19 protein-coding genes are annotated in these 21,464 nt (G+C 65.6%); 11 read left to right on the top strand and 8 right to left on the bottom strand.

The window, feature by feature from the left end:
- Positions 1-68 precede the first annotated feature (68 nt).
- Positions 69-251, bottom strand: coding sequence for a hypothetical protein (locus tag LMF57_RS10080; RefSeq protein WP_117311905.1), 183 nt, complete (start codon positions 249-251; stop codon positions 69-71).
- 249 nt (positions 252-500) lie between these two features.
- On the opposite strand from LMF57_RS10080, the gene LMF57_RS10075 reads away from it, so the two are divergent.
- Positions 501-1,553: a sensor domain-containing diguanylate cyclase gene (locus tag LMF57_RS10075; RefSeq protein WP_229291331.1), complete on the top strand. Its 1,053-nt coding sequence runs from the start codon at positions 501-503 to the stop codon at positions 1,551-1,553.
- A gap of 77 nt (positions 1,554-1,630) precedes the next feature.
- Here LMF57_RS10075 and LMF57_RS10070 read toward each other — a convergent pair whose 3' ends face one another.
- Positions 1,631-2,533 (bottom strand): LysR family transcriptional regulator, encoded by a 903-nt coding sequence (locus LMF57_RS10070; RefSeq protein ID WP_033831088.1) that lies wholly within the window; start codon positions 2,531-2,533, stop codon positions 1,631-1,633.
- 109 nt (positions 2,534-2,642) lie between these two features.
- On the opposite strand from LMF57_RS10070, the gene LMF57_RS10065 reads away from it, so the two are divergent.
- The 5 genes from LMF57_RS10065 to LMF57_RS10045 all read left to right on the top strand — a co-directional run bounded on the left by LMF57_RS10065 (position 2,643) and on the right by LMF57_RS10045 (position 8,079).
- Positions 2,643-3,764 carry a 4-oxalomesaconate tautomerase gene (locus LMF57_RS10065; RefSeq protein WP_229291330.1) on the top strand — a complete coding sequence of 374 codons (1,122 nt, stop codon included), beginning with the start codon at positions 2,643-2,645 and terminating at the stop codon, positions 3,762-3,764.
- Positions 3,765-3,839: 75 nt separating this feature from the next.
- A complete protein-coding gene (locus LMF57_RS10060) occupies positions 3,840-4,901 on the top strand; it encodes an ABC transporter substrate-binding protein (RefSeq protein ID WP_032974882.1) in 1,062 nt (353 codons plus the stop codon).
- Positions 4,902-4,915: 14 nt separating this feature from the next.
- Positions 4,916-5,749, top strand: a complete 834-nt coding sequence (locus LMF57_RS10055; RefSeq protein WP_032974770.1) for an ABC transporter ATP-binding protein — start codon at positions 4,916-4,918, stop codon at positions 5,747-5,749.
- A complete protein-coding gene (locus LMF57_RS10050; RefSeq protein ID WP_032974771.1) occupies positions 5,733-6,509 on the top strand; it encodes an ABC transporter permease in 777 nt (258 codons plus the stop codon). The genes LMF57_RS10055 and LMF57_RS10050 overlap by 17 nt, the downstream gene beginning before the upstream one ends.
- A gap of 136 nt (positions 6,510-6,645) precedes the next feature.
- The gene (locus LMF57_RS10045) at positions 6,646-8,079 is read left to right on the top strand and encodes a porin (protein ID WP_229291329.1); all 1,434 of its coding nucleotides are present in this window, start codon (positions 6,646-6,648) and stop codon (positions 8,077-8,079) included.
- Between the two features lie 23 nt (positions 8,080-8,102).
- Here LMF57_RS10045 and LMF57_RS10040 read toward each other — a convergent pair whose 3' ends face one another.
- Positions 8,103-9,350 carry an arsenic transporter gene (locus LMF57_RS10040; protein ID WP_229291328.1) on the bottom strand — a complete coding sequence of 416 codons (1,248 nt, stop codon included), beginning with the start codon at positions 9,348-9,350 and terminating at the stop codon, positions 8,103-8,105.
- A 465-nt stretch (positions 9,351-9,815) separates the two neighbouring features.
- Between LMF57_RS10040 and LMF57_RS10035 the strand changes: the two genes are divergently transcribed.
- Positions 9,816-10,340: a DUF6622 family protein gene (locus LMF57_RS10035; RefSeq protein ID WP_229291327.1), complete on the top strand. Its 525-nt coding sequence runs from the start codon at positions 9,816-9,818 to the stop codon at positions 10,338-10,340.
- 130 nt (positions 10,341-10,470) lie between these two features.
- The gene (locus LMF57_RS10030; protein WP_229291326.1) at positions 10,471-13,122 is read left to right on the top strand and encodes an excinuclease ABC subunit UvrA; all 2,652 of its coding nucleotides are present in this window, start codon (positions 10,471-10,473) and stop codon (positions 13,120-13,122) included.
- 27 nt (positions 13,123-13,149) lie between these two features.
- Here the strand turns inward: LMF57_RS10030 and LMF57_RS10025 are convergent, their stop codons facing one another.
- From LMF57_RS10025 to LMF57_RS10015, 3 genes are all read right to left on the bottom strand, one after another.
- On the bottom strand, positions 13,150-13,626 hold the full coding sequence (locus LMF57_RS10025; RefSeq protein WP_229291325.1) for a hypothetical protein: 477 nt from the start codon (positions 13,624-13,626) through the stop codon (positions 13,150-13,152).
- A 24-nt stretch (positions 13,627-13,650) separates the two neighbouring features.
- Positions 13,651-14,007: a hypothetical protein gene (locus tag LMF57_RS10020; RefSeq protein ID WP_229291324.1), complete on the bottom strand. Its 357-nt coding sequence runs from the start codon at positions 14,005-14,007 to the stop codon at positions 13,651-13,653.
- A 1,775-nt stretch (positions 14,008-15,782) separates the two neighbouring features.
- Positions 15,783-16,466 carry a hypothetical protein gene (locus LMF57_RS10015; RefSeq protein ID WP_229291323.1) on the bottom strand — a complete coding sequence of 228 codons (684 nt, stop codon included), beginning with the start codon at positions 16,464-16,466 and terminating at the stop codon, positions 15,783-15,785.
- Between the two features lie 41 nt (positions 16,467-16,507).
- On the opposite strand from LMF57_RS10015, the gene LMF57_RS10010 reads away from it, so the two are divergent.
- Entirely contained in the window at positions 16,508-16,816 is a 309-nt protein-coding gene (locus LMF57_RS10010) for a hypothetical protein (protein WP_229291322.1), read from the top strand.
- A 47-nt stretch (positions 16,817-16,863) separates the two neighbouring features.
- Here LMF57_RS10010 and LMF57_RS10005 read toward each other — a convergent pair whose 3' ends face one another.
- Positions 16,864-17,046 carry a DUF3653 domain-containing protein gene (locus LMF57_RS10005; RefSeq protein WP_229291321.1) on the bottom strand — a complete coding sequence of 61 codons (183 nt, stop codon included), beginning with the start codon at positions 17,044-17,046 and terminating at the stop codon, positions 16,864-16,866.
- Between the two features lie 650 nt (positions 17,047-17,696).
- Here LMF57_RS10005 and LMF57_RS10000 point away from each other — a divergent pair.
- Together LMF57_RS10000 and LMF57_RS09995 are read left to right on the top strand one after the other, a co-directional pair.
- The gene (locus tag LMF57_RS10000) at positions 17,697-18,323 is read left to right on the top strand and encodes a response regulator transcription factor (protein WP_117310393.1); all 627 of its coding nucleotides are present in this window, start codon (positions 17,697-17,699) and stop codon (positions 18,321-18,323) included.
- A gap of 143 nt (positions 18,324-18,466) precedes the next feature.
- Positions 18,467-20,647 (top strand): ATP-binding protein, encoded by a 2,181-nt coding sequence (locus tag LMF57_RS09995; RefSeq protein WP_324255964.1) that lies wholly within the window; start codon positions 18,467-18,469, stop codon positions 20,645-20,647.
- 1 nt (position 20,648) lies between these two features.
- Here LMF57_RS09995 and LMF57_RS09990 read toward each other — a convergent pair whose 3' ends face one another.
- Positions 20,649-21,404, bottom strand: coding sequence for a SapC family protein (locus tag LMF57_RS09990; protein ID WP_208081764.1), 756 nt, complete (start codon positions 21,402-21,404; stop codon positions 20,649-20,651).
- Positions 21,405-21,464: the final 60 nt, after the last annotated feature.

Here is a 21,464-nt window from a genome sequence, read left to right as displayed (position 1 = left end):
GGGCGCACCTTCAGCAAGGAGGCCCGCCATGTCGCGTGGCACGCACCGTTGGCTTCAATTGGCCGTGCCTACCCGGTCGGATCGGGATCAGGCCGTTCGTAGTCGTCGGGCGTAGCTTTGGGGTCATCACCATCATCGGGCATGTCGTGCTCCTTCCATGTCGCCTTGTCATTCCTGAGCCTGTCCGGGGTATGGCTCTTCGACGCATCGTCCACGTCGGCGCCAGGGTTGAAAGGCAGGTCATCCTGCAGCTTCTTCTCGTTCACTGGAGTGCTCCTCGGGCGTGTTGACCAGCCTCTGCCACGGGGCGTTAACGCTGCAACACAGGCGGATGAAGGGCTGCCGCACGGCCCATCAACCCATGTGCGCAGCCTCGGCATGCGGCTGCGATGGCAGCACTCCTTGCGTCATTGACCTGTCGTTGACGCATAGATGTCAGACTCGCGCACAAAGGGGTGTCCGGGTGCATTGCAGGGGAGTGATCATCAGGAGAGCTGGCAATGCCGTTCTTCACTGACTCAACAGAAGTCGCCGTCGAGGGCGTCGGTGCAGCCCGGCGCATCAGCTGGATGCGCTTCGTGGGAAACGGCTTGGGCGCGCTTCCGATTGCCTCGATCATTCTGGAGCGTCAGACGGATGCTGCCCCCTGGGTGCTGCTGTTGCTCAACGCCCTCGCATGGCCGGCGCTGGCGATGCTCCTGACACGTCGCGCCCGCGAACCTGCAGCAGCGCAGTTCCGCTGCATGATCGTCGACTCTCTCTTTGGAGGCGCATGGGTCGCCTTCATGGCCCTCAGCACGGTGCCCAGTGCGTTGTTTGCCGCGCTGCTGGTGGCCGACAAGATCGCCGCCGGCGGCATCCGCCTGGCAACGAGGGCAACCCTGGCCCTGGTGATCGGATTCGCCGCCACCTGGCTTGCCCTGGGCCTGCCTTATCAACCCATCACCTCGCAGCGCACGGTTGTCCTCAGCCTGCCTTTCCTGTTCGTCTACGGCATCGGGTTGAGCGTGCTGAGCTGGCGGCTGGCGCGCCGGGTGAAGTCACAGAACCGCCAACTGCAGCGCCTGAGCCGGATGGATCCGCTGGTCGAGCTGGCCAACCGCGGCTTCCTGATCCAGCGCGCCCAGCAGGTGCTGCAGACGGGGCAGCACCACGGCGGCGACGCGTGCCTGCTGATGATCGATGTTGATGATTTCAAGCGGATCAATGATTCGCATGGCCATCGTGCCGGCGATGAGGTGCTTCGCCGCATCGCCGTGGTGCTACGCCAACTGGCCCAGCCGGGCGACATGCCGGCGCGTCTGGGCGGTGATGAGTTCGCCGTCCTGCTGCGCCAGCGGATACCGGCAGAGGCCATGGATGTGGCCGATCAGATAAGGCACTACCTGCAGGAGCCGGGCGCCCCTGAAACAGCCCATATCCAGTTCAGCGTCAGTATCGGCATCGCCGCAGCGGCTGGCACGGGCAGCGCAGAGGATTGGCTGGCGAAGGCGGACAAGGCGCTCTATCACGCCAAACGGCACGGCAAGAACACCGCCAGCTACGCCGAGTAATCTGCACCGGGGCCGCTGCACTGCTCATATGGCTGGAGAGCAGGCTGCCATTACACCCCATACGCACCAGGGCGCGCTCAGTTCTCCACGCGCCACTGGCTCATCAGCATCTGCAGGAACCGCTCTGCGGTGGGCGAGAGCAGGGCACCCCGACGGCGCACGATGCCAATGGTGCGCGACACCACCGGGTTGCCGATCGAGCGCGTCACCAGCGTCGGATGATCGCCATCAGGGGTTGCCATTTTCGGCAGCACCGATACTCCGATACCGGCCTCGACCATGCCCAGCGAAGTGGACAGGTGAGTCACTTCGTAATGCCAGCTCAGCTTGAGGTTCTCGCGCGCCAATGCGCCGTCCAGCAGTGTGCGGTTGCCACTGGTGCGATGCACGGTGATCAGCTGGTGCTCGGCCAGATCAGCCCATTCCACCGTGCGCTTGCGGGCCAGCGGATGATCACGCCGGCATGCCAGCACGAACGGATCCTCGGCCAGCACGTCGAAATCGAGGTTGGGATCATTGGCGCCCATGAAGTTGATGCCGAATTCGACTTCGCCGCGTTCCACCGCCTGCAGGCCCTCGGTGGCCGGAATATCCAGGATGCGGAAACGCACGTTCGGATGCGCCTCGTGGAAGCGCGCCATCACGCTCGGCAGGAAGTAGAACGCCGCCGTGGGCAGGCAGGCGATGGTCACCGTGGCGCCGCGGGTGTCTTCGCGGCCGCGCAGCGAGAACAGCGAGCCATCGAATTCCTCCAGCATGCGCCGCACCAGCGGCAGCAGGTTCTCGCCCACGGCCGTAGTGCTGACACTGCGCGTGGTGCGCTCGAGCAACGGTGAACCCACGGCCTGCTCAAGCTTCTGGATGCGACGGCTCAGCGCCGGCTGGGAGACGTGCAGGATCTCTGCCGCGCGATGGAAGCTGCGGGTTTCCGATACCAGCAGGAAGGCGCGCAGATCGAGAATCTCGCAATTGATGCTCATCAGGTATCAATCATCCAAAAATCAGCAATTCACAGATCAATTGGGGTCATGCCAGTATCGAATCACAGAGGGGTCATTCATCCCCTATACGCATCAATCTAACACACGTATGTCCAACGATCTGCTCAGCATTCCCTGCGTGCTCATGCGTGGCGGCACCTCCAAGGGCCCCTTCTTCCTGGCCAGCGACCTGCCGGCGGACACCGCCGAACGCGACCGCCTGCTGCTGGAGGTGATGGGTTCGGGCCACCCGCTGCAGATCGACGGCATCGGCGGCGGCAACGCACTGACCAGCAAGGTGGCCATCATCGACCGCTCCAGCCACCCCGATGCCGACGTGGACTATCTGTTCGCCCAGGTGCGGGTGGAACAGCAGGTGGTGGATACCTCGCCCAACTGCGGCAACATGCTGGCGGCGGTGGGCCCGTATGCAATCGAGCGCGGGCTGGTGCAGGCCCAGGACCCGCGGACCGAAGTGCGCGTCCACAACGTCAACACCGGCAAGCTGATCATCGCCACGGTGGAAACGCCGGGCGGCAACGTGGTCTACCGTGGCGACACCCGCATTGCCGGAGCGCCGGGCTCGGCCTCTCCGGTCCGGTTGTCCTTCCTGGATGCGGCAGGCGCACGGACCGGCAAGTTGCTGCCCAGTGGCCATGCGCAGGAAACCATCGACGGCGTGCCGGTCAGCCTGATCGACTGCGCGATGCCGATGATGCTGGTGCACGCTGAGGACCTGGGCGTACGCGGTGATGCGTCACCTGGCGAACTGAATGCGGATGCCGCGTTCATGGCGCGGCTGGAGGCGTTGCGTATCGAGGCCGGCGCCCGAATGGGCATCGCCGACGCCGGCAGCAAGGTCATTCCCAAGCCGGTGCTGCTGTCCGCACCGCAACATGGCGGGCAGCTGCAGGTGCGCTATTTCATGCCACACCAGTGCCACACCGCGCTGGCCATTACCGGCGCGGTGGGCATCGCGACCGCCGCCGTCACCTCGGGCACGTTGGCCCACACTTTGGTCGGGTGCCTGCCGCTGCCCGGCAGCATTACCCTCGAACATCCGAGTGGGGCCCTGGAGGTGGGCCTCAGTCGCAGCGCGGACGACGCGCCGGTGATCGCCAGCGTGGTGCGCACCGCACGTCGTCTGTTTGAAGGTCGTGTGTTCGCCACTTCGCCCGCGCCCGCCAGGGCCAGTGCTACCCAAGCCCGCCAATGGACGTCAGCGGCATGATCTGAAACCGGTCGGGCCGGCACGGCTGTGCTTGCCCGCCACCACAACGTAGATGCTTCACTCCTGGGAGGGATGATGTACAAGCAGTTCTTCATGGCCGCGCTGTGCGCGGTCGGCCTGGCCGCGGCCGGATGCAGCAAGCCGGACGCCGGTGCGGCCGGTGGTTCCGCGCGCGGCGGCGACAATGCCCCGGTACGCATCAGCGTCGGTTCCTACAACCTCAACAACCTGCCGTTCTTCATCGCCGACGCCAAGGGCTATTTCAAGGACGTCGGCCTGGAAGTGAAGACCGAGAACTTCGCCCAGGGCGGCTCCAAGGTACTGCAGGCGCTGGTTGCCAACTCCACCGACGTGGCCGTCGGCTTCTACGACCACACCATCCAGATGCAGGCCAAGGGCAAGGACGTGGTCGCCTTCGTACTGCTCTCGCGCAATTCCGGCCTGGTGATGGCCGGCCGCGAAGACGCCACGTTCGATCCGGCGCGCCCGCAGACCATCAAGGGCCAGAAGGTCGGCATCACCGCACCGGGCTCCTCGTCCGACTTCTTCGTTCGCCATTTCCTGGCCCAGCATGACATCCCGGTCGACAGCATCTCGCTGATCGGCGTGGGTTCCGGTGCCGCTGCGGTCGCCGCGCTGGAGCAGGGCAAGATCGACCTGCTGGTGAACTACGATCCTGCCGCCACCCTGATCACCGAACGCAAGGTAGGGAAGATCATTCTCGACGCACGCAGTGATGACGGCGCACGACAGGTCTATGGCGGCCTGTACCCGACTTCGGTGATGTACGCCAACCAGAGCTTCCTGGACAAGCGCCCGGAAGCGGCCGAAAAGATCGCCCGTGCCGAGCAGATGGCGCTGAAGTTCATCGCCGACAACAGCGCCGAGGACATCGTCGCAGCCCTGCCTGACAGCTATGTCTCCGGCGACCGCGCCACCTATGCCCGCGCCGTGGAGAACGCCCGCGCGATCTTCACCACCGATGGCCACTTCACCGCGGCCGACCTGGAAACGCCGCTGAAGGTGCTGCGCGAGTTCAACACGGATGTGGCCAAGGCCAACATCGATCTGTCCAGGACCTACACCAATGCCTTCGTCGAGCGTGCCCACGCTGCGGCGCCGGCAGCCCAACGTTAAGCGGAGGTAACCCCATGGCCCTCAATGCCACCGTGCGCCAGCTCAATGGCGCGCCACAGCTGGAGCCTGCACAGACCATGGTCGCCATCAACAAGGTGACCATGTCCTTCGGCGAATTCACCGCCGTGCGTGACGTCGACATCCAGGTGGGCGACGGCGAGTTCCTCGCCATCGTCGGCCCCACCGGCTGCGGCAAGAGCACCATCCTCAATTCCGTGGCGGGTCTGCTCACGCCATCGTCCGGCGAGGTGGCCATCGACGGCCGCAAGGTCAGCGGCGTGCAGGAATCTGTCGGCTATCTGTTCCAGCAGGATGCGCTGCTGCCATGGAAGACCGCGTACCAGAACGTCGAGCTGGGCCTGCGCTTTCGTGGCGTGCCCGAAGCCGAGCGCAAGGCCAAGGCCAATGCCTGGCTGGCCAAGGTCGGCCTTGCCGGCTTCGAGCATCGCTACCCGCACCAGCTGTCCGGCGGACAGCGCAAGCGCGTGCAGATGGCACAGGCGTTGATCGTCGAACCGAAGGTGATCCTGATGGATGAGCCGTTCTCGGCGCTGGACATCCACACCCGCCACCTGATGCAGAACGAACTGCTGCGGCTGTGGCAGGAGGACCGGCGCTCGGTGATCCTCATCACCCATGACCTGGAAGAGGCCATCGCGCTGGGTGACCGCGTGGTGGTGCTGTCCTCCGGCCCCGCCAGCCGCGTCGTGCGCAGCTTCGACGTGGACCTGGAACGGCCGCGCAACGTGGCCGAAATCAAGCTGGACGAACGATTCACCGACCTGTACCGCGACATCTGGGCCTGCCTGCGCGGCGAAGTGGAGAAGAGCTATGCACGCCAAGACTGACAAATTCATCCAGCTGGCCCTGGTGGTCGCCGTATTCGGCGGCTGGGAAGGCGGCATCGCGCTGGGCGTGATCGATCCGTTCTTCTTCCCCTCGCCAACGGCAATCGTGCAGCAGGCGTGGACCTGGCTGTCCGACACCTCGTTCTACCAGCACGTCTACATCACCCTGACCGAAACCGCGCTGGGCTACATCATCGGCACCGGGCTGGGCGTGGCCGGTGGCGTGTGGCTTGGCCTGAGCCGACGCTCGGCACGCATCCTGGACCCGTTCATCAAGGGCTTCAACGCGATTCCGCGTGTGGTGCTGGCACCGATCTTCGTGCTGTGGCTGGGCCTTGGGCTGTGGTCGAAGGTGGCGCTGGCGGTCACGCTGGTGTTTTTCACCACGTTCTTCAACGCCATGCAGGGCGTGCGTGAAGTGAACCCGGTGGTGCTGGCCAACGCACGCATCCTGGGGGCGGGCCGCAGCGATCTGCTGCGTCACGTGTACTTCCCGGCGGCGGCCAGCTGGATCCTGTCCTCGCTGCGCACGTCCGTCGGTTTCGCGGTGGTCGGAGCGATCATCGGCGAGTACCTCGGTGCCTCGGCAGGGCTGGGCTACCTGATTGCCCAGGCCGAGGGCAACTTCAATGCGGTGGGCGTGTTCGCCGGCATCATCATCCTGGCCGCCTTCGTGCTGGTCATCGACGCACTGCTGGATGTGGTCGAGAACAAGCTGATCACCTGGCGCCCGAACGCGCAGACGCAGGCCACCAGCTGAGCGCGGCCGCCTGAGCCCGCTTGCCGCGCCGCCGGACTGATCCGGCGGCGCGCGCCTCCTTCCCCGATCTTCCCCCGCACCACCGCAACAGGCCAGCGCCAGGCCAGGGGGCCGGCTGGCCGGAGAGAGAGAGACCATGAACCATTCCACCGTGCTGCCGCCGGCAGCGCTGTCGATCGCGCTCGGCCTGCTGTTGGCCAGTGGCCATGCCGACGCTCAGTCCACTTCGTCACCGCCTGCACCATTGAGCCAGGCCGAGCTCTCGCAACTGGTGCAGCAGCAGGCCGTGCAGATCCAGCAGTTGGAGGCGCGCCTGCGCGCTGTCGAAGGCGGGCAGGGCCCTGCAGCGGTACCGGCGGCAACGCCCGCCGCTGCGCTGGAAACCCGGGTCGCCGCGCTGGAATCGGGCCAGTCCAAACAGCCCAAGGTGTCCTGGTCCAAGGGGGCGCCGGAGTTCAGCAGCGCCGACGGCAACGCAGCCTTCCGGCCGCGCGGACGCCTGTTCGTCGACGCATCCAGTACCGACGGATCCTCGGTGAGCGACCGCAACCTGTCCGGTACCGAAATCCGTTCGGTGCGCCTGGGCGCCGAAGGGCGTTACGGGATTCTGGGCTGGGCCGTCGAAGGCGATTTCGCCGACAACGACGTGGCCTGGAAGTCGGTCTACGCCACTGTCGATCACCGCCTGTTCGGCCTGCCTGCCGATCTTACCGTCGGCAACCGCCTCAATGACCGCGGCATCGACGGTTCCAGCAGCACCTCCAACACGCCCTTCCAGGACCGAAATGTCGTGGGCACCTTGATGCTGCCGCAGCGCGGGCTGTTCGGTGTCGGCCTTACCGAGCGGGTGTATGGCAAGGGCTGGCACGCCAGCCTCTCGGTGGCGGGCAATGACCTCAACAACGCCGGTACCGACAACGACAGCCAGACCTGGGCCACGCGCGTGCACTGGAATCCCATCGAAAGTTCCGCTGCGACGGTGCACCTGGGCGCATGGGCCTTCCACGAGGAGATCGCCGCCGGCGCCAGCAGCGTGGTGCGCAGCTCGGCCATCGCCGGGCATTTCAACGATCTCGTCAAGATCACGCCGGGCACGCTGCTCGGCGCCGAGCGCAGCACCGCCTATGGCGCGGAGCTGGCGGGCTTCTTCGGCCCGGCATGGGCGACGGGCGAATGGGGCACCCGCAACCTGCGCGGTGCCGATGCCAGCGGTCGCTACGACCTCGACCACCAGGCTTGGGCTGTCTCGGCCGGCTGGTTCCTGGCCGGTGCCATGCCAGCCTATTCGGGCAAGGCCGGCACCTGGAGCCGGGTGAAGGTGGCCGACCCGGTCACACGCGGCGGCAGGGGCGCGTGGGAGCTGAAGGCGCGCTATGAAGACGTGGATTACGCCGAACTGCCCAGCGGCGGTACCGGCCATGCGTGGACGCTGGGCACGAACTGGTACCTCAACGATTTCAGCCGCGTGATGTTCGAGGCCATCCGCTGGCAGACCCACAACCGCAGCGGTACCGGGCCGGGCAGGGACGAAGGCACCACCTTCAACACCCGTTTGCAGGTGGCGTTCTAGGCAAATGCTGCGCCCGCGCCTGATCAGAGCAGCAGCAACGCCCCGATCAGCGCGGGCGGCATCACCAGCGCGCCGACACGCAGGAAGTCGAGCGCGCTGACATGTTCGCCTTCGCGGCGCAGCGCCACCAGCCACAGCATGGTGGCCAGCGAGCCGGTCACTGACAGGTTCGGGCCCAGGTCCACGCCGATCAGCAACGCCGCGCGCGTCTGCGCCGGCAGCTCGGCCATCTGGCCCAGCGAGCCCGCCGCCAGGCCCACCGGCAGATTGTTGGCCACGTTGCTGAGCAGTGCGGCAGCGCCTCCGGCCAGCCAGCCCGCCTGGTGCGGCGAGGTCTGCGCCAGCGCCTGCAGGTTGCTGGCCGCTGTCTGGATGACACCGGTCTGCGAAACCGCTTCAACCAGCACGAACAGGCCGGCCACCAGCGGCAGCACGCCCCAGGAGACGTGGCGCAACAGCGGCAGCGGGCTGCGGCGCTGGCGGATCGCCACCACCGCTACGCTCAGCGCGCCCGCACAGAACGTAGTCAGGCCCAATGGGCCGTTCAGTGCGGAGGTCACCAGCAGCACGGTGCCGGTGAACAACACGCCCAGCGCACTCAGCCGGCCACCCTCGGTAAGCGGGCGATGCTCGGGCGATGCTGCCAACGGCTGTGCGATCTCGCGGCGATGCACCCAGCGCAGCACCAGATACGTGGCACCGATCGCGGCCAGCGACGGCAGCGCGAACTGCGTCAGCCACTGCAGCAGCGGTGGCATGTGGTTGCCGTACACCACCAGGTTGGCCGGGTTGGAAATAGGCAGCACGAAGCTCGCCGCATTGGCGATGAACGCACAGACAAACAGATAGGGCAGGGGGTTGGCGCGGGCCGCCTTGCACGCGGCATAGACCGCGGGCGTCAGCACCACCGCCGTGGCATCGTTGGACAGGAACACCGTCACCACCGTGCCGACCAGGAACACCAGATCGAACAACCGCCGCCCCGAGCCGCCCGCATGCCGCACCGCATACAAGGCCAGCCAGTCGAACAGGCCCTCGCGCCGCGCCAGCTCGGCCAGCACCATCATGCCGACCAGGAACAGGTAGACATCCCGGCCTTCAGCAACCGCGTGCCAGGTCGTGCCGAGCGACACCGCCCCAAGCAGCGGAAGCAGCGCTGCCGCGCCCAGCGCCCACACGTACTCCGGAATGCGGAACGGCCGGAACAGCAGGCCGACGGTGGCAACGGCCACGGCCGCCCAGATGATGAAGGGGGAACAGGAAGCGAGCATGGAGTGGGTGGGGTCTCAGCTGCACCGGCGCGAGCCAACAGCAACGCGCGCTAGAGCGATGGCAAGTGCGAGAAAGTCGGCATCATACCGTGCCGGCTGCAGTGCCGGCCCCGCCAGCAAAGGGCTGTATCAGAACCCGGCGTGCGCCCGATTGAAGGCGCATGCCATTGACCGTGACGCGTCACGGTAATATCGATTCCGAACATCCGCATCGCAAGGGTAGTGCCGGCCGCTGGCCGGCAAGACGCCAAGTGGTGCCGCCTCGGCTACGATTCGGTGAGCGGCAAAGACCTCCGTTCGCTGGTCACGGTGACACGATAGGACACGCGTACATCGCCGAGCGCCGCGCAGAGGACAGGGTGCAGGCTGCATCGCTGACACCTGTCACTTGTCCGGGCAATGCGTACCGCCAATAGTGAGCGCCACCGCCGCCTGCCTGGCCGGCACTCACCGAAAGGACCTCCCGTGAACCTGCTGCAGCAACTTCTCTGGCAGACCCCCATCTGGGTCTGGGTGCTTCTGGCGTTCCTGGTCTCGCGCGGCATCGCGGCCATGCGGCCGGGGCAGACCTCGCTGCGGAAGTTGGCCATCGTGCCGGCGCTGTTCAGCGCCTGGGGCATCTGGTCGATCAGCCACCGCTATGGCGGCTCGCCGTTGGCGTGGGGCGAATGGCTGGCCGGCATCTGCGCGGGCGCAGCAGTGGGCTGGCTGCTGCTGCGCCGGGCAACGCTGACCGTAGACGCCTCCACCGGCATGCTGTGGCGCAGTGCCGACTACAGCCTGCTGCCACTGCTGCTGGTCACGTTCGTCATCAAGTACGGTTTTGAAACGGCGCTCGCCGTGGCGCCCGGCCTGAGCAGCAACGCAGGCTTCAGCGCCGCCTATCTCCTGCTGTCTGGCGGATTCACCGGCATCTTCATCGGCAAGTACTGCCGGTATCTGGCGGCATCGCGCGGGGCAACGCCCAGCGGGATGCAGCCTGCGGGCTGAGTCCAGCCCAGGATGAGGGGGCGGTGCACGCGCTTCGGCCGTGCCCTCACCACATTCACCTCGCAGCAGCGAAAATGCGTCCTTGGGCGCGCTCCAGGGCGCACCGATCACTGCCTGCAGGAACGCAACGATGTCCAACAACCCTTTCGGTGAATCCTCATGCGCGGCCGCAGCCAGCGGGTGCGTGGAGGTGCGCGGCGCGCGCGAGCACAACCTCAAGAATGTCGATGTCTCGATCCCGCGCAATGCACTGGTGGTGTTCTCCGGGGTGTCGGGGTCGGGCAAGTCGTCGTTGGCCTTCGGTACCGTCTTCGCCGAGGCGCAGCGGCGTTACTTCGAATCCGTAGCGCCGTACGCGCGGCGCCTGATCGACCAGGCGGGCGTGCCCGATGTGGACGCCATCGACGGGCTGCCGCCGGCGGTTGCCCTGCAGCAGCAGCGCGGCGCCAGCAATGCACGGTCGTCGGTGGGTAGCGTGACCACCCTGTCCAGCCTGGTGCGCATGATGTACTCGCGTGCGGGTGCGTACCCGGCCAACCAGCCCATGCTGTACGCCGAGGACTTCTCGCCCAACACGCCGCAGGGCGCCTGCAGCACCTGCCACGGCCTGGGGCATGTGTACGAGGTGACCGAAGCGCTGATGGTGCCGGACCCGTCGCTGAGCATCCGTGAGCGCGCCATCGCCTCCTGGCCGCCGGCATGGCATGGCCAGAACCTGCGCGACATCCTGGTCACGCTGGGCTACGACATCGACGTGCCGTGGAAGAAGCTGCCGAAGAAGGACCGCGACTGGATCCTGTTCACCGAGGAAACGCCAACCGTGTCGGTCTATGCCGGCTTCACGCCCGCAGAGACCCGTGCCGCACTGAAGCGCAAGCTGGAACCCAGCTACATGGGCACCTATACCGGTGCGCGCCGCTACGTGCTGCACACCTTTGCCAACACCCAGAGCGCGCTGATGCGCAAGCGCGTTTCGCGCTACATGGAAGGCAGGTTGTGCCCGGCCTGCCACGGAAAGCGCCTGAAGCCGGAAGCGCTTTCGGTCACCTTTGCCGGTGTGGATATCGGCGAGTTCATGCGGCTGCCACTGGACCAGTTGGCGGACCTGCTGGAGCCCATCGCTCAGGGCGATTTCAGCGCGCACAGCCGCGGCGCGCGTACCAGCGGTAGCGCCACGAAACGCGATCGCACGCAGCGGGCTGCAAGCGGCCGACCTGTCCATGCTGGAGCCCCCGACGTGCGGCTGACCTCGGCCCTGTCGGAAGAGAAACGCTTGGCCGCGCAGCGGCTCGCAGGCGGCGTCATGGCGCGCGTACACCAGCTGCGAGGCTTGGGCCTGGGATATCTCTCGCTGGATCGCGCCACGCCAACATTGTCGGCCGGCGAACTGCAGCGCCTGCGGCTGGCCACGCAGCTCAGCTCGTTGCTGTTTGGCGTGTTGTACGTGCTTGATGAACCCTCGGCCGGCCTGCACCCCGCCGACAGCCAGGCGCTGTACGACGCGCTGGACCGGTTGCGCGACGGCGGAAACTCGGTGTTCGTTGTCGAGCACGACCTGGAGCTGATGCGCCGCGCACAGTGGCTGGTGGATGTTGGCCCGGAGGCGGGTGAGCACGGCGGGCGCGTTCTCTACAGTGGCGAGCCCGACGGCCTGCGCAAGGTCCAGGAATCGCGCACCGCCCGGTATCTGTTCGACCAAGTGCCTGCGGCCGCCAGCCGGCAGCGCACCGCCAGCAGCTGGCTGGAACTGAAGGGCATCCACCGCCACAACCTACAGGGTGTGGACGCGCAGGTGCCGCTGGGGTTGCTGACCGCAGTGACCGGCATTTCAGGGTCTGGCAAATCCAGCCTGATGGCGCAGGCACTGCCCGAGCTGGTGCTGCTGCACCTAGGGCATGAGCCCGAAGACAACAGCGCCGAGAGTGCGCCCACCGACGCGCCGACCGTGATCGAAGCGACCCGAGGCCGGCTGGCTGGCGATGTGGACGCCATCCAGCGGGTAGTGCAGGTGGACCAGAAGCCCATCGGCCGCACCCCACGCTCCAACCTGGCCACCTATACCGGGCTGTTCGACCACGTGCGCAAGCTGTTCGCCGCTACGCCCGCCGCGCGCCGTCGGCGTTTCGATGCCGGCCGTTTCTCGTTCAACGTGGCCAAGGGCCGATGCGAGACCTGCGAAGGCGAAGGTTTCGTCAGCGTCGAACTGCTGTTCATGCCCAGCGTCTATGCGCCGTGCCCCACCTGCCACGGCGCGCGTTACAACGAGGCCACGCTGAAGGTGCTGTGGAATGACCGCAACATCGCCGAAGTCCTGCAGATGACGGTGGACCAGGCGCACGCGTTCTTCATCGAGGAAGAGGCCATTGCCCGTCCGCTGCAGCTGCTGCAGGAGATCGGCCTGGGCTATCTGAGGCTGGGCCAGCCGGCCACAGAGCTTTCAGGCGGCGAAGCACAGCGCATCAAGCTGGCGACCGAGCTGCAGCGCAGCCAGCGCGGGCGCACGCTCTACGTACTGGACGAACCCACCACCGGCCTGCATGCATCGGACGCGGACAGGCTGCTTGTGCAACTGCAGCGGCTGGTGGACGCGGGCAATACGGTGGTGATGATTGAACATGACATGCGCGCGGTCATGCAGGCGGACTGGGTGATTGACGTCGGACCTGGCGCAGGCGCTGCGGGCGGCACCATCGTGGCGAAGGGAACGCCGCAGCAGGTGGCCCGCGCCAAGGGCAGCAGGACGGCGCCGTTCCTTGCGCGCGAGCTGGGGCAGGGTGGGTGAGGCGGGGCGTCGCCGGGGGTTGTACTCCTACTTCCGCACGCCACAGCGCTCATCCTCAGGCACATCGCCAGCGAGCGTCAGTAGCAGCCGATCCTGCAGCGTAGGCTCCTGCACGCCAGACAGGACCTGCTCCAGATAGCTCAACGGCACCAGTGACCACTGCAGCGTAGCCTGCAGGGGGTAGATCGCAGGCGCCCGTTGCTCGGTACCCAGCGCAACCCGGATCAGCAGAAGCGGCGGCTGCCTGTCCACGTGCAGCACCGGCACACCCTTGCACAGGATCTGGAAGGAAGCCGAAGCGGGCGTCCCCTCCAGGAACTCGAAACCGTCCCGCGCCCGTGCCTCTGCGAATCGAAGCGCGTGGCGGCGCAGCGTCCAGAATGTCTCATCGGGTACATCACGGTACGCGAGTACTTCGGGTTCAACGGGTTCTGGCAAGTGCATCTGTAAGGCAACGACCAGCGCCAGAAAGAGCACCCACATCACCCCGTGGCGCACCTTCATTTCAGGTCCCACCGAAGTGATCCTTCAGTCTGCCGGCTGCAGCCGTTCGCTCGCGTGGGCTGCGAGCCCAAGCCCGGCCATGATCAGCCCTTCCATCACCCGGTCGCCGACGTATTGCTCCGGCTCGCCGTTCTGGCGGGTGCGTTCTGCGGCCAGCAGCACTTCCAGCACCACGCGCAGGCCTGTCAGCGAGCAGTCGGCATCGGCCAGCGCCATCTGCCGGCCACGCAGCTGATGCCGCTCTGGCCAGGGCTGGCCGTTGGCGGCCACGCCCGAGCCGATGCTGTGCAGCAGCGCGATGAGGGTATTGGGATCCACGGTAGGCCCGGCCGAGGGCGCCTCGTGGATGCGCTGTGGGGCAGGGGAGTAGGGCGTGGTCATGGCAGGGCTCCTTGCGTGCAGGCAGAAGCCGCCACCGATAAAGGTGGCGGACGATGCGTGGCTCGAAATCCGGTCTACGCTGGAACCGGTGGGCGCGAGGCCCCCACGCACCGCCCGCCATAGCCGGCAGACGGATTGCCAGCCGGCACCACGCCGAGGTGGTGCCGACTGGCAAGCGTAAACATCAGCATAGAACCGGGATTTCGAGCCCCGACCACCGGTGTTAGGTGGCACGGCAAGGAATACGCCCGGTCGTGCGCGATGCCAATACAGTAAGGGCAATGCCGTCACTGTTTTCGACGTTTTCAGAATCGTTGTATGGCAGGGAAGGGCGCTGGAGGCTTGGCCTGCAAGGGCTGCCGGCGGTGCCGATTGGCCCGCATATTTCGTGCCGGTACCGACATGCTCTGACTATGAGTAGGGCGGATGCGACAGATGGATAAACGGGTCGAACCCTGGTCCGCGCTGACGCCGCGCTCCACGCCATGGCACTATTCGGAATGCGTCAGGGGCGCTTGAAAGGGGGAGTACATGGAAGGTACGCAAAAAAATAACGATGGCCGATGTGGCTGGCTGGGGTTCGGTTCTCGTCACGTTTGGCTTGATTCAAGGCGCGCTCTATCTGCGGCCTCGGCCCACGGCTCATATAGACCACATTGGACGGTTCGGCGTCGGAACCGGATACACCGGCGCCCACCCGCCGTTCTCGGCGAATTCTGAGGGCATCGGCAAGACGGAACAGAGCACGCGACCAGTGGTGCCGGTTCGCGATGACGTGTGCCGTGATATTGCGCGTTGGGGTGAGGCATACAACCCGTTCAAGGATCCGCAGCAGGCTCGCAATGTTGATGCCAGCCCAAAGCCCGCAGAGAGTGGCGGGGAAGGGCGGCGTGATCGCGTGGCGCCGCCGCAAGCCACCGTCGCTGTACAAGGCGTGGCGGTGCAGCGTAGGGACCGGGCGTCGGGGAGCTTCCCGGAGTCTCCTCAGCACCAGACGTCGTCCTACATGGCCATCAGGGCGAAGCTTGTGCCCACCAGAGCCATCGCCAGTACGCCGCTCGCCACCTGCCAGCCAGCCTTATCCATGATCCCCCTTAAAGCGTCCCACGCGCATTCTAGCCGGGTGGCGTATGGTAAGAGGGTCGGGCGACGCCTGACATCCTCTCAATCTTCTACATGGAAGCTAGGAAACCGAGATGTCGAACACACCAATGCAAGGTCAGAGCACGAGCCTTCTTGAGGTCGGCCAAGAGAACTTGGCGCTTCGTGTTGCCCTTGAATCTCTCATTCGAGAGCTCACGCCCGATCAAAAGTCGCGGCTTGCCAGCAGTCTTCTGGGTCATAAGCGAGGCAACGACTCGCATGTTGCCTATACAAGGGTTCTCGACAGCCTCATCAGGGCGGCGTCGCTCTAGGGTATTTGGGCGGAATCTGGGGGTGTAAGGGGGCTATGCCCCTACGGAAAACGCCTCACACGCGCACACGGGGCTTCGGCCCCGTTTCTACATCGACTGCCGCAGGCGGCTCGGCGCCGGGGCCAGCGACCGCCACTGCAGAGTTGCAGGTCAGCGACCACCAGGCCATGCCGCCGGGATCCAGCTGGTGACCTTCGGGGGGGGAACATGTGGCCGCCTTGAAAGCCGAAAGCTGCAAGTTCGTCCTTGTCGGGGGAACGAACAGGGAGGCAAGAGCCGATCCAGCGCCGGAGCCATTGCCATGCGGAGCCGACGAACCCAACCACGGCAGATATGTCCTTTCACATAAGGAGGGGCACGTCAATGGTTTGCGTCACCAGGCTTCCACGGTGTCATCAGCGCCTTAACGCAGTCAATGAACCGATTGGCATCGACAGTCAACTCTTCGCTCATCTGCACGATCAACGCGACGATTCCTTCTCGCTCATTAGCGTAGTCACTCGCATCTGCACTCAACCGCTTATGCAGCGAGTTGAGCGTATCCAAATGAGCCATTACTTCAAAATCGAGCGACGAAAGGGCGTTAATGCCGTCCTGCGAGAGCATTGCCCGATCGCCATCAGACCAGCGCGTGCGCGCCAGCACCGCAATAGCCACGTGGACCATCAAGAGCAGCGCCCTAACAGTTTGCTCTTCTGGCGGTTTGGCTGCGAAATCGGCCACCCGCGAGCCCCATACCTTCGTCTCCGTGGCCTTGACCACCATTTGCCAAAGCGCAGCGTTACGCAAATCGCTTTCCCTGCTCTCCCGCTGGTTTGATTCTCTGATTCGGTGGTCGTGGCCATCCCGGGCGATACGCCACGCTCCGTAGCCGATCACCCAAGTACCTATCGCAGCCACCCAATCGGCAGGGTTCCCAGTCTCTTTCCATACAAGAAGAAGAAAGCCCGAGGCGAACAGAGCCATACCTGCGCCAAAAACCCCAGCGATGAAGGCAGCGATGACCGCGTCGCGTCTTGTAATGCAATCGGCCGGAACTTCCATGTCAATGCCCACTCTGTTCGGATTGTGTGGGAGATTCTGGCATGACCGAGTCCCTCTTTGCCCTAGCTCTGCTGGCGGCCATCGCGGCCGGGTCGGTTGGTGGCGCAAAAATCATTTCGTGGTTGCTCGACCGGCGTGACTGTGCCGCCATCCAGCGTGCCAAGGAAGCCGCCTTCGTCGCCCAGGCATCTGCCGCGGTGCCCGCAGGTGTCGATCGTTCGGCAATTCCCGCGGGTAATGATTCGTCTACCGTCGCTCTTGAACGATCTGCGCATGCGCTCATTCAAGTCGGCCAACGGCCTATGTCGACATTCCCGGAGTCCGTTCAGAACCACTACGGCGGCCAATAGCGTGATGCGTCACGGGGTGTAGGGGCGGCGCCCCCTACGGAAGCGCCTTACATGCGCTCGCGGCGTTCCCGACGCCGTTCCTGCGTTTGGCAGGCCGTGAGCGACAGCCAGGCCAGATCTTCGGGAAGCAGCTCGCGGCCTTCGGGTGTGATCAGGCGATCACCGAGGAAAGAAAAGCCGACCCAAGGGCCGGTCAGGTCGATACGGTGGTGCGGGTCGAACTCAATCATGCCGCGATCTCATCCTTGGCCGAGGATTGAGGGCGCAGGCAAGAGCCGAGCCAGAGGCCCAGCCATTGCCACGCAGAGCCGACGAAGCCAACGGCCGACCGATACATCATTTCGCATAATGTATATTATGTTCGCAACAGGAGGGGCGTCGACTCCGCCAACAAGCCCGACTGGCAACCCTCCGGACATCATCACGGTCTACGACACCGGCCATCTCGCCGAACCAACGTTCAAATTCTAAGGGAACCCCAAGCCCTCAACCCCGTAGAATTCAACGCCAGGCAGCCCCACAACCACCGTGACGCGTCACGTTAATCGGGTCCGCCGACCCCTCGATCGCACTGATTTTGAAGGCCTTGTGCCGGGAACAGTCCTTGACCGGGCGTCGAAGCTGGCCTCTCGCCAGTGGAACGCGCACCCGGCCAGCGCGGCACACGCAGTCCGCGCACTCGATGCATGCACGATTCAAGAATTGCCAGACGCAACAGACTACTTCGCTGCGCCCACACCGCGCAGATCTCGACACCATCCACCAACTTCCCCTGATTCCGCCCTAGGAAAAGTCTCAAAAATCGAACGTTTTCGATGCTCGACGCGACAGCGGCGCCAGAATGAGCACCACGCTACTCGCGCTGACAACACTCCTGCGCATGAACGGATTCCCTGCACCGCGCCGGCTTCGCCTGGCGCTGCTTGACGACCATGACGTCGTCCGCCGCGGCACGGCCTTCCATCTGGGCAACGACAGCCGCTTCGAGATCATCGCCAGCCACAGCAACAGCCAGGCGTTCGTGCAGGCTGTGCAGCAGCGTCATGCCGATGTAGCCATCATCGACATCACTCTGGCGCCAGGAGATATCAGCGGCACCACGCTCGTGGAGCACCTGCGGCAAGCGTTGCCGCAGGTAACGCTGCTTGGTTTTGCCGGGCAGTCATCGGTAGCGATCATCAATCACCTGTTGGATGCAGGAATCAGTGGCTTTGTCGGCAAATCCGAGCCGTTGGCGGAACTGTCCGATGCGATCGTACGCGTGGCCCAGGGGCTCTGCCGCATTCCGCCGTCGTGCAGGCTGCTGACGCCCTGCGATGCCCTGAGCCGCAACGAGCGCGAGGTCATCCGGCTGGTCCTGGATGGGCTGACCGTTTCCGAGATCGCCCTGCATCGACACCGCAGCGTCAAGACCGTCAGCACGCAGAAGATCGCCGCGCAGCGCAAGCTGGGGCTGCGCAATGATGCCGAGATCTTCGCGATGCGGCAGCAGCTGGAGGCGCTGTGACCGTGCGATTGAAGCGCGTTCGCAGAGTCATGCTGCTGGCGCTGTTTACCCTGCTTCCCTGTACGTCCGCGGGGGACATCCCGCACGGAAAGTGGACAGCGGGCCGCGTTGTCCGGGTGGCCGCGGCCCCCACGCTGCATCCTGTGCCCGAAGATGCTGCCGACCCCGAGGTACTGCAGACCCTGGCGCATGGCTATGCCGCGCTCGTGGCCCGCCACTCCGGCCTGACCTTCGTCGAAGTCCCTTTTCCCAGCACGCTCGCAGCGATGACCGCGGTCTGTGAGGGGCAGGCTGATCTTGTGCTGGCGATGGGTGCTGGCGCTGGAGCACGCCTGCCCTGCCCCAGCGTGGCGCCCTCGCGCAGTTTTCCTGGCGGTGCCAGCGTGCTTGCCGGCCGCATTGGCGAGCGCTTGCCGAGGCGGGTTGCCGATCTGGGCACGCTGCGGATCGCTGCTGTTGCAGGAGGCCCCTATCCGGAATGGTTGGCACAGCACTACCCTGAAGTGCCTGTGCTGCCGCACCCCAGCATGCGCGCGGCATTGGCCGCCGTGGATGCCGGCATTGCCGACGCGGCGATCGGCCTGGAATCCACTGCAGGTGCGATAGCACGGCGCCACTTCTCCCACAGTCTGCGGCTGCAGACAGTGGACGCCGATCTTTCGACCCAGCTGCATCTGCTTGCCCGCAGCGAAGACCAGGCGCTGCTCGATCGTATCGAGGCGGCACTGGATGACATCACCATTGAAGAGCATGCCCAGCTGCTGCAACGCTGGGCCCGGCAGACGCTGCCGGCCGCGCTCGACCAGAAAGTGCGCCAAGGCCTCGATGGCACCGTGCTCTGGATGTTGCCAGTCCTCGCCGTGCTGCTGGCATTCCCGTTGCTGGCTGCACGCAGACTGCGGCGGCAGAAGGGTCTTGATCAGAAGCAGGCGCAGATGACGGGCATGATCAGCCATGAGGTGCGCAATTCCGCCCAGGCCGTCATGGCGTCGATCGACCTGCTGGGCCAGGCACCACTGCCAGCCGGGCAACGCGAACTGGTAGCCGCTGCGGCCACCGCCAGCCAGGCATTGCGCGGGTTGCTCAACCGCACGCTGGACTTCTCCCGCCTGGCCAGCGGCACGTTCCGGCCAAAGCGGGTGCCCTGCGACGTCCCTGCGATCTGCACGCAGGCGCTGCAGGCCATTGCACCCCTCGCGCAGAAGAAGGCGCTCAGCCTGCAGCTCTGCGCACCGCAGGTGCCGTTCCCGATGCTGGCAACGGACCCGGACTGCCTGCGCCAGCTGCTCGACAACCTGCTCGGCAATGCCGTCAAGTTTACCGACCTGGGCGGCGTTGAACTGCGCCTGCAGCTGGATGCGCCCACGAAGAACGCATCACTGTTGGTAGAGGTCATCGACAGTGGCATCGGCATCGCGGCAGCGCAGATGAGCGCCCTGTTCGAGCCCTTCCGGCAGGCCGATGCAGGCAGGCAGCGCGGTGGCAGCGGCCTGGGCCTTTCCATCTGTCGCACGTTGGCCGAGGCCATGGACGGCACCCTGGACGTCCATAGCGTGCATGGCCGTGGCAGCCGCTTCATTCTTCGCCTGCCCGTGCAGCAGGTGCAGGAAGATGCGCCTGCCACTGCCGCTGCGTCCGCCCTGCCCCGGCTGGCCGGCACGCGCATCCTGTTGGTGGAGGATCACGCGCTGACCCGGCAGGTCATTGCCGCCCAGCTGCGGCGCTGGGGCGCGACGGTGCAGGAGGCTGCAACTGCCGACGATGCATTGACGGTCCAGATGCAGGCGCCCTGCCCGCTGGTGATGCTGGACATTGGTCTACCAGGAATGGATGGCTGCGCGCTGGCCCGGCAATTGCGGTTGCTTGAAGCAGAGGGCACGCCTCGCGCCCGGCTGATTGCGCTTTCCGCGTTCACCGGTGGCGACCATGCGCTGCGCTGCCAGACGGCCGGCATCGACGCGGTGTTGCTCAAGCCATTGCAGGCCGATGCGCTGCTGCAGGCGCTGGACGAGCCTGTTTCCGTCAGTGCTGTCCAAAGCACTGCCCCCGAACTGATGGCCGCCTACGAAGAAGATATCGATCGCGAGCTGCAATGCCTGCACGAAGCGATCGCGCGTTGCGATGCCGCGCAGCTGCGCCATCACGCGCATCGCCTGCAGGGCGTGCTGCAGATGCTCAACGCGGGCGGCATGGATGCACGCGCCGGCGAGCTATGGGAGCTGGGCGATCGCGTACCGCCCGGCTGGGACGATGCGCGCCAGCTGCTGGCCGAGCTGCAGACGTGGCGCGGCTCCCGGAGTGCGGGAACCGCGCCGTCGCCCTGAATCAGGCGGCGTTGCGGCCTGCCTGGCGGCGGGTCAGGTCGTTGAAGCGACCCAGCGACATCAGGTGCTGGTGGATCAGCGCCAACCAGCCGTTGCGGTGCCATTCGATGACGGTCGCATCCGGCAGTGCAATGAACTTCTCGACGTCGACGACGAAGAAGCCGTTGAGGTTGAACTCGCGACCATCGGGCAGGCGCACGGTTGCGTTGCGCTCGACCAGCAGGCCGTTGTCGATCAGTGCCTTGGAGAACGCCTGGGTCTGTTCGTGCTCGCGGGTGAACTGGCCGCAGAACTCAAGCGCCTGCTGCACCATGTCGGTGGCCTTGCCATCGACGAACAGCGGCTGGCCTTCTTCGCCGCCACGGACGATGCGCGGGCTGTCTTCGTCGATGCCGAGCAGGAAGTCATTGTCCGCGCCGGTGTCGATGAAGATGAAGGGATGGCGGCGCAGGTAGGCCGGGATGTAGGTCTCGTCGTCCCACAGGCCATCGGTGATGAACAGGTTGTCGGTGGTCACACCCACGGCGGCCATCGGTACCGCACTCGGGCCTGCAAACAGGATCGGGAAGTGATGCAGCGCCAGCGAGAATTCACCCAGCACCAGCGGGATGGAGTTGCTGGCGGCAGCGAACTCGAGCTTGCCCGGCAGGATGCGCAGATCGGCGTGCAGGTCTGCCTGCAGCGGCACCGGGCGGGTGTAGAACAGGGGCGCGCTGCTCGGCGCAGCTTCGGTGGTGGTGTCGCTGGTGGTGGTCATCGTGGAAACCATGTCGATCATGCGCGCCTGCCATCCCGGGCGCGCCAGCGGGAACAACCT

It is taken from the genome of Stenotrophomonas sp. SI-NJAU-1 (genome assembly GCF_020883215.1).
GTDB classification, from domain to species: domain Bacteria; phylum Pseudomonadota; class Gammaproteobacteria; order Xanthomonadales; family Xanthomonadaceae; genus Stenotrophomonas; species Stenotrophomonas indicatrix.
This window is presented reverse-complemented; position numbering and strand designations above follow the sequence as displayed.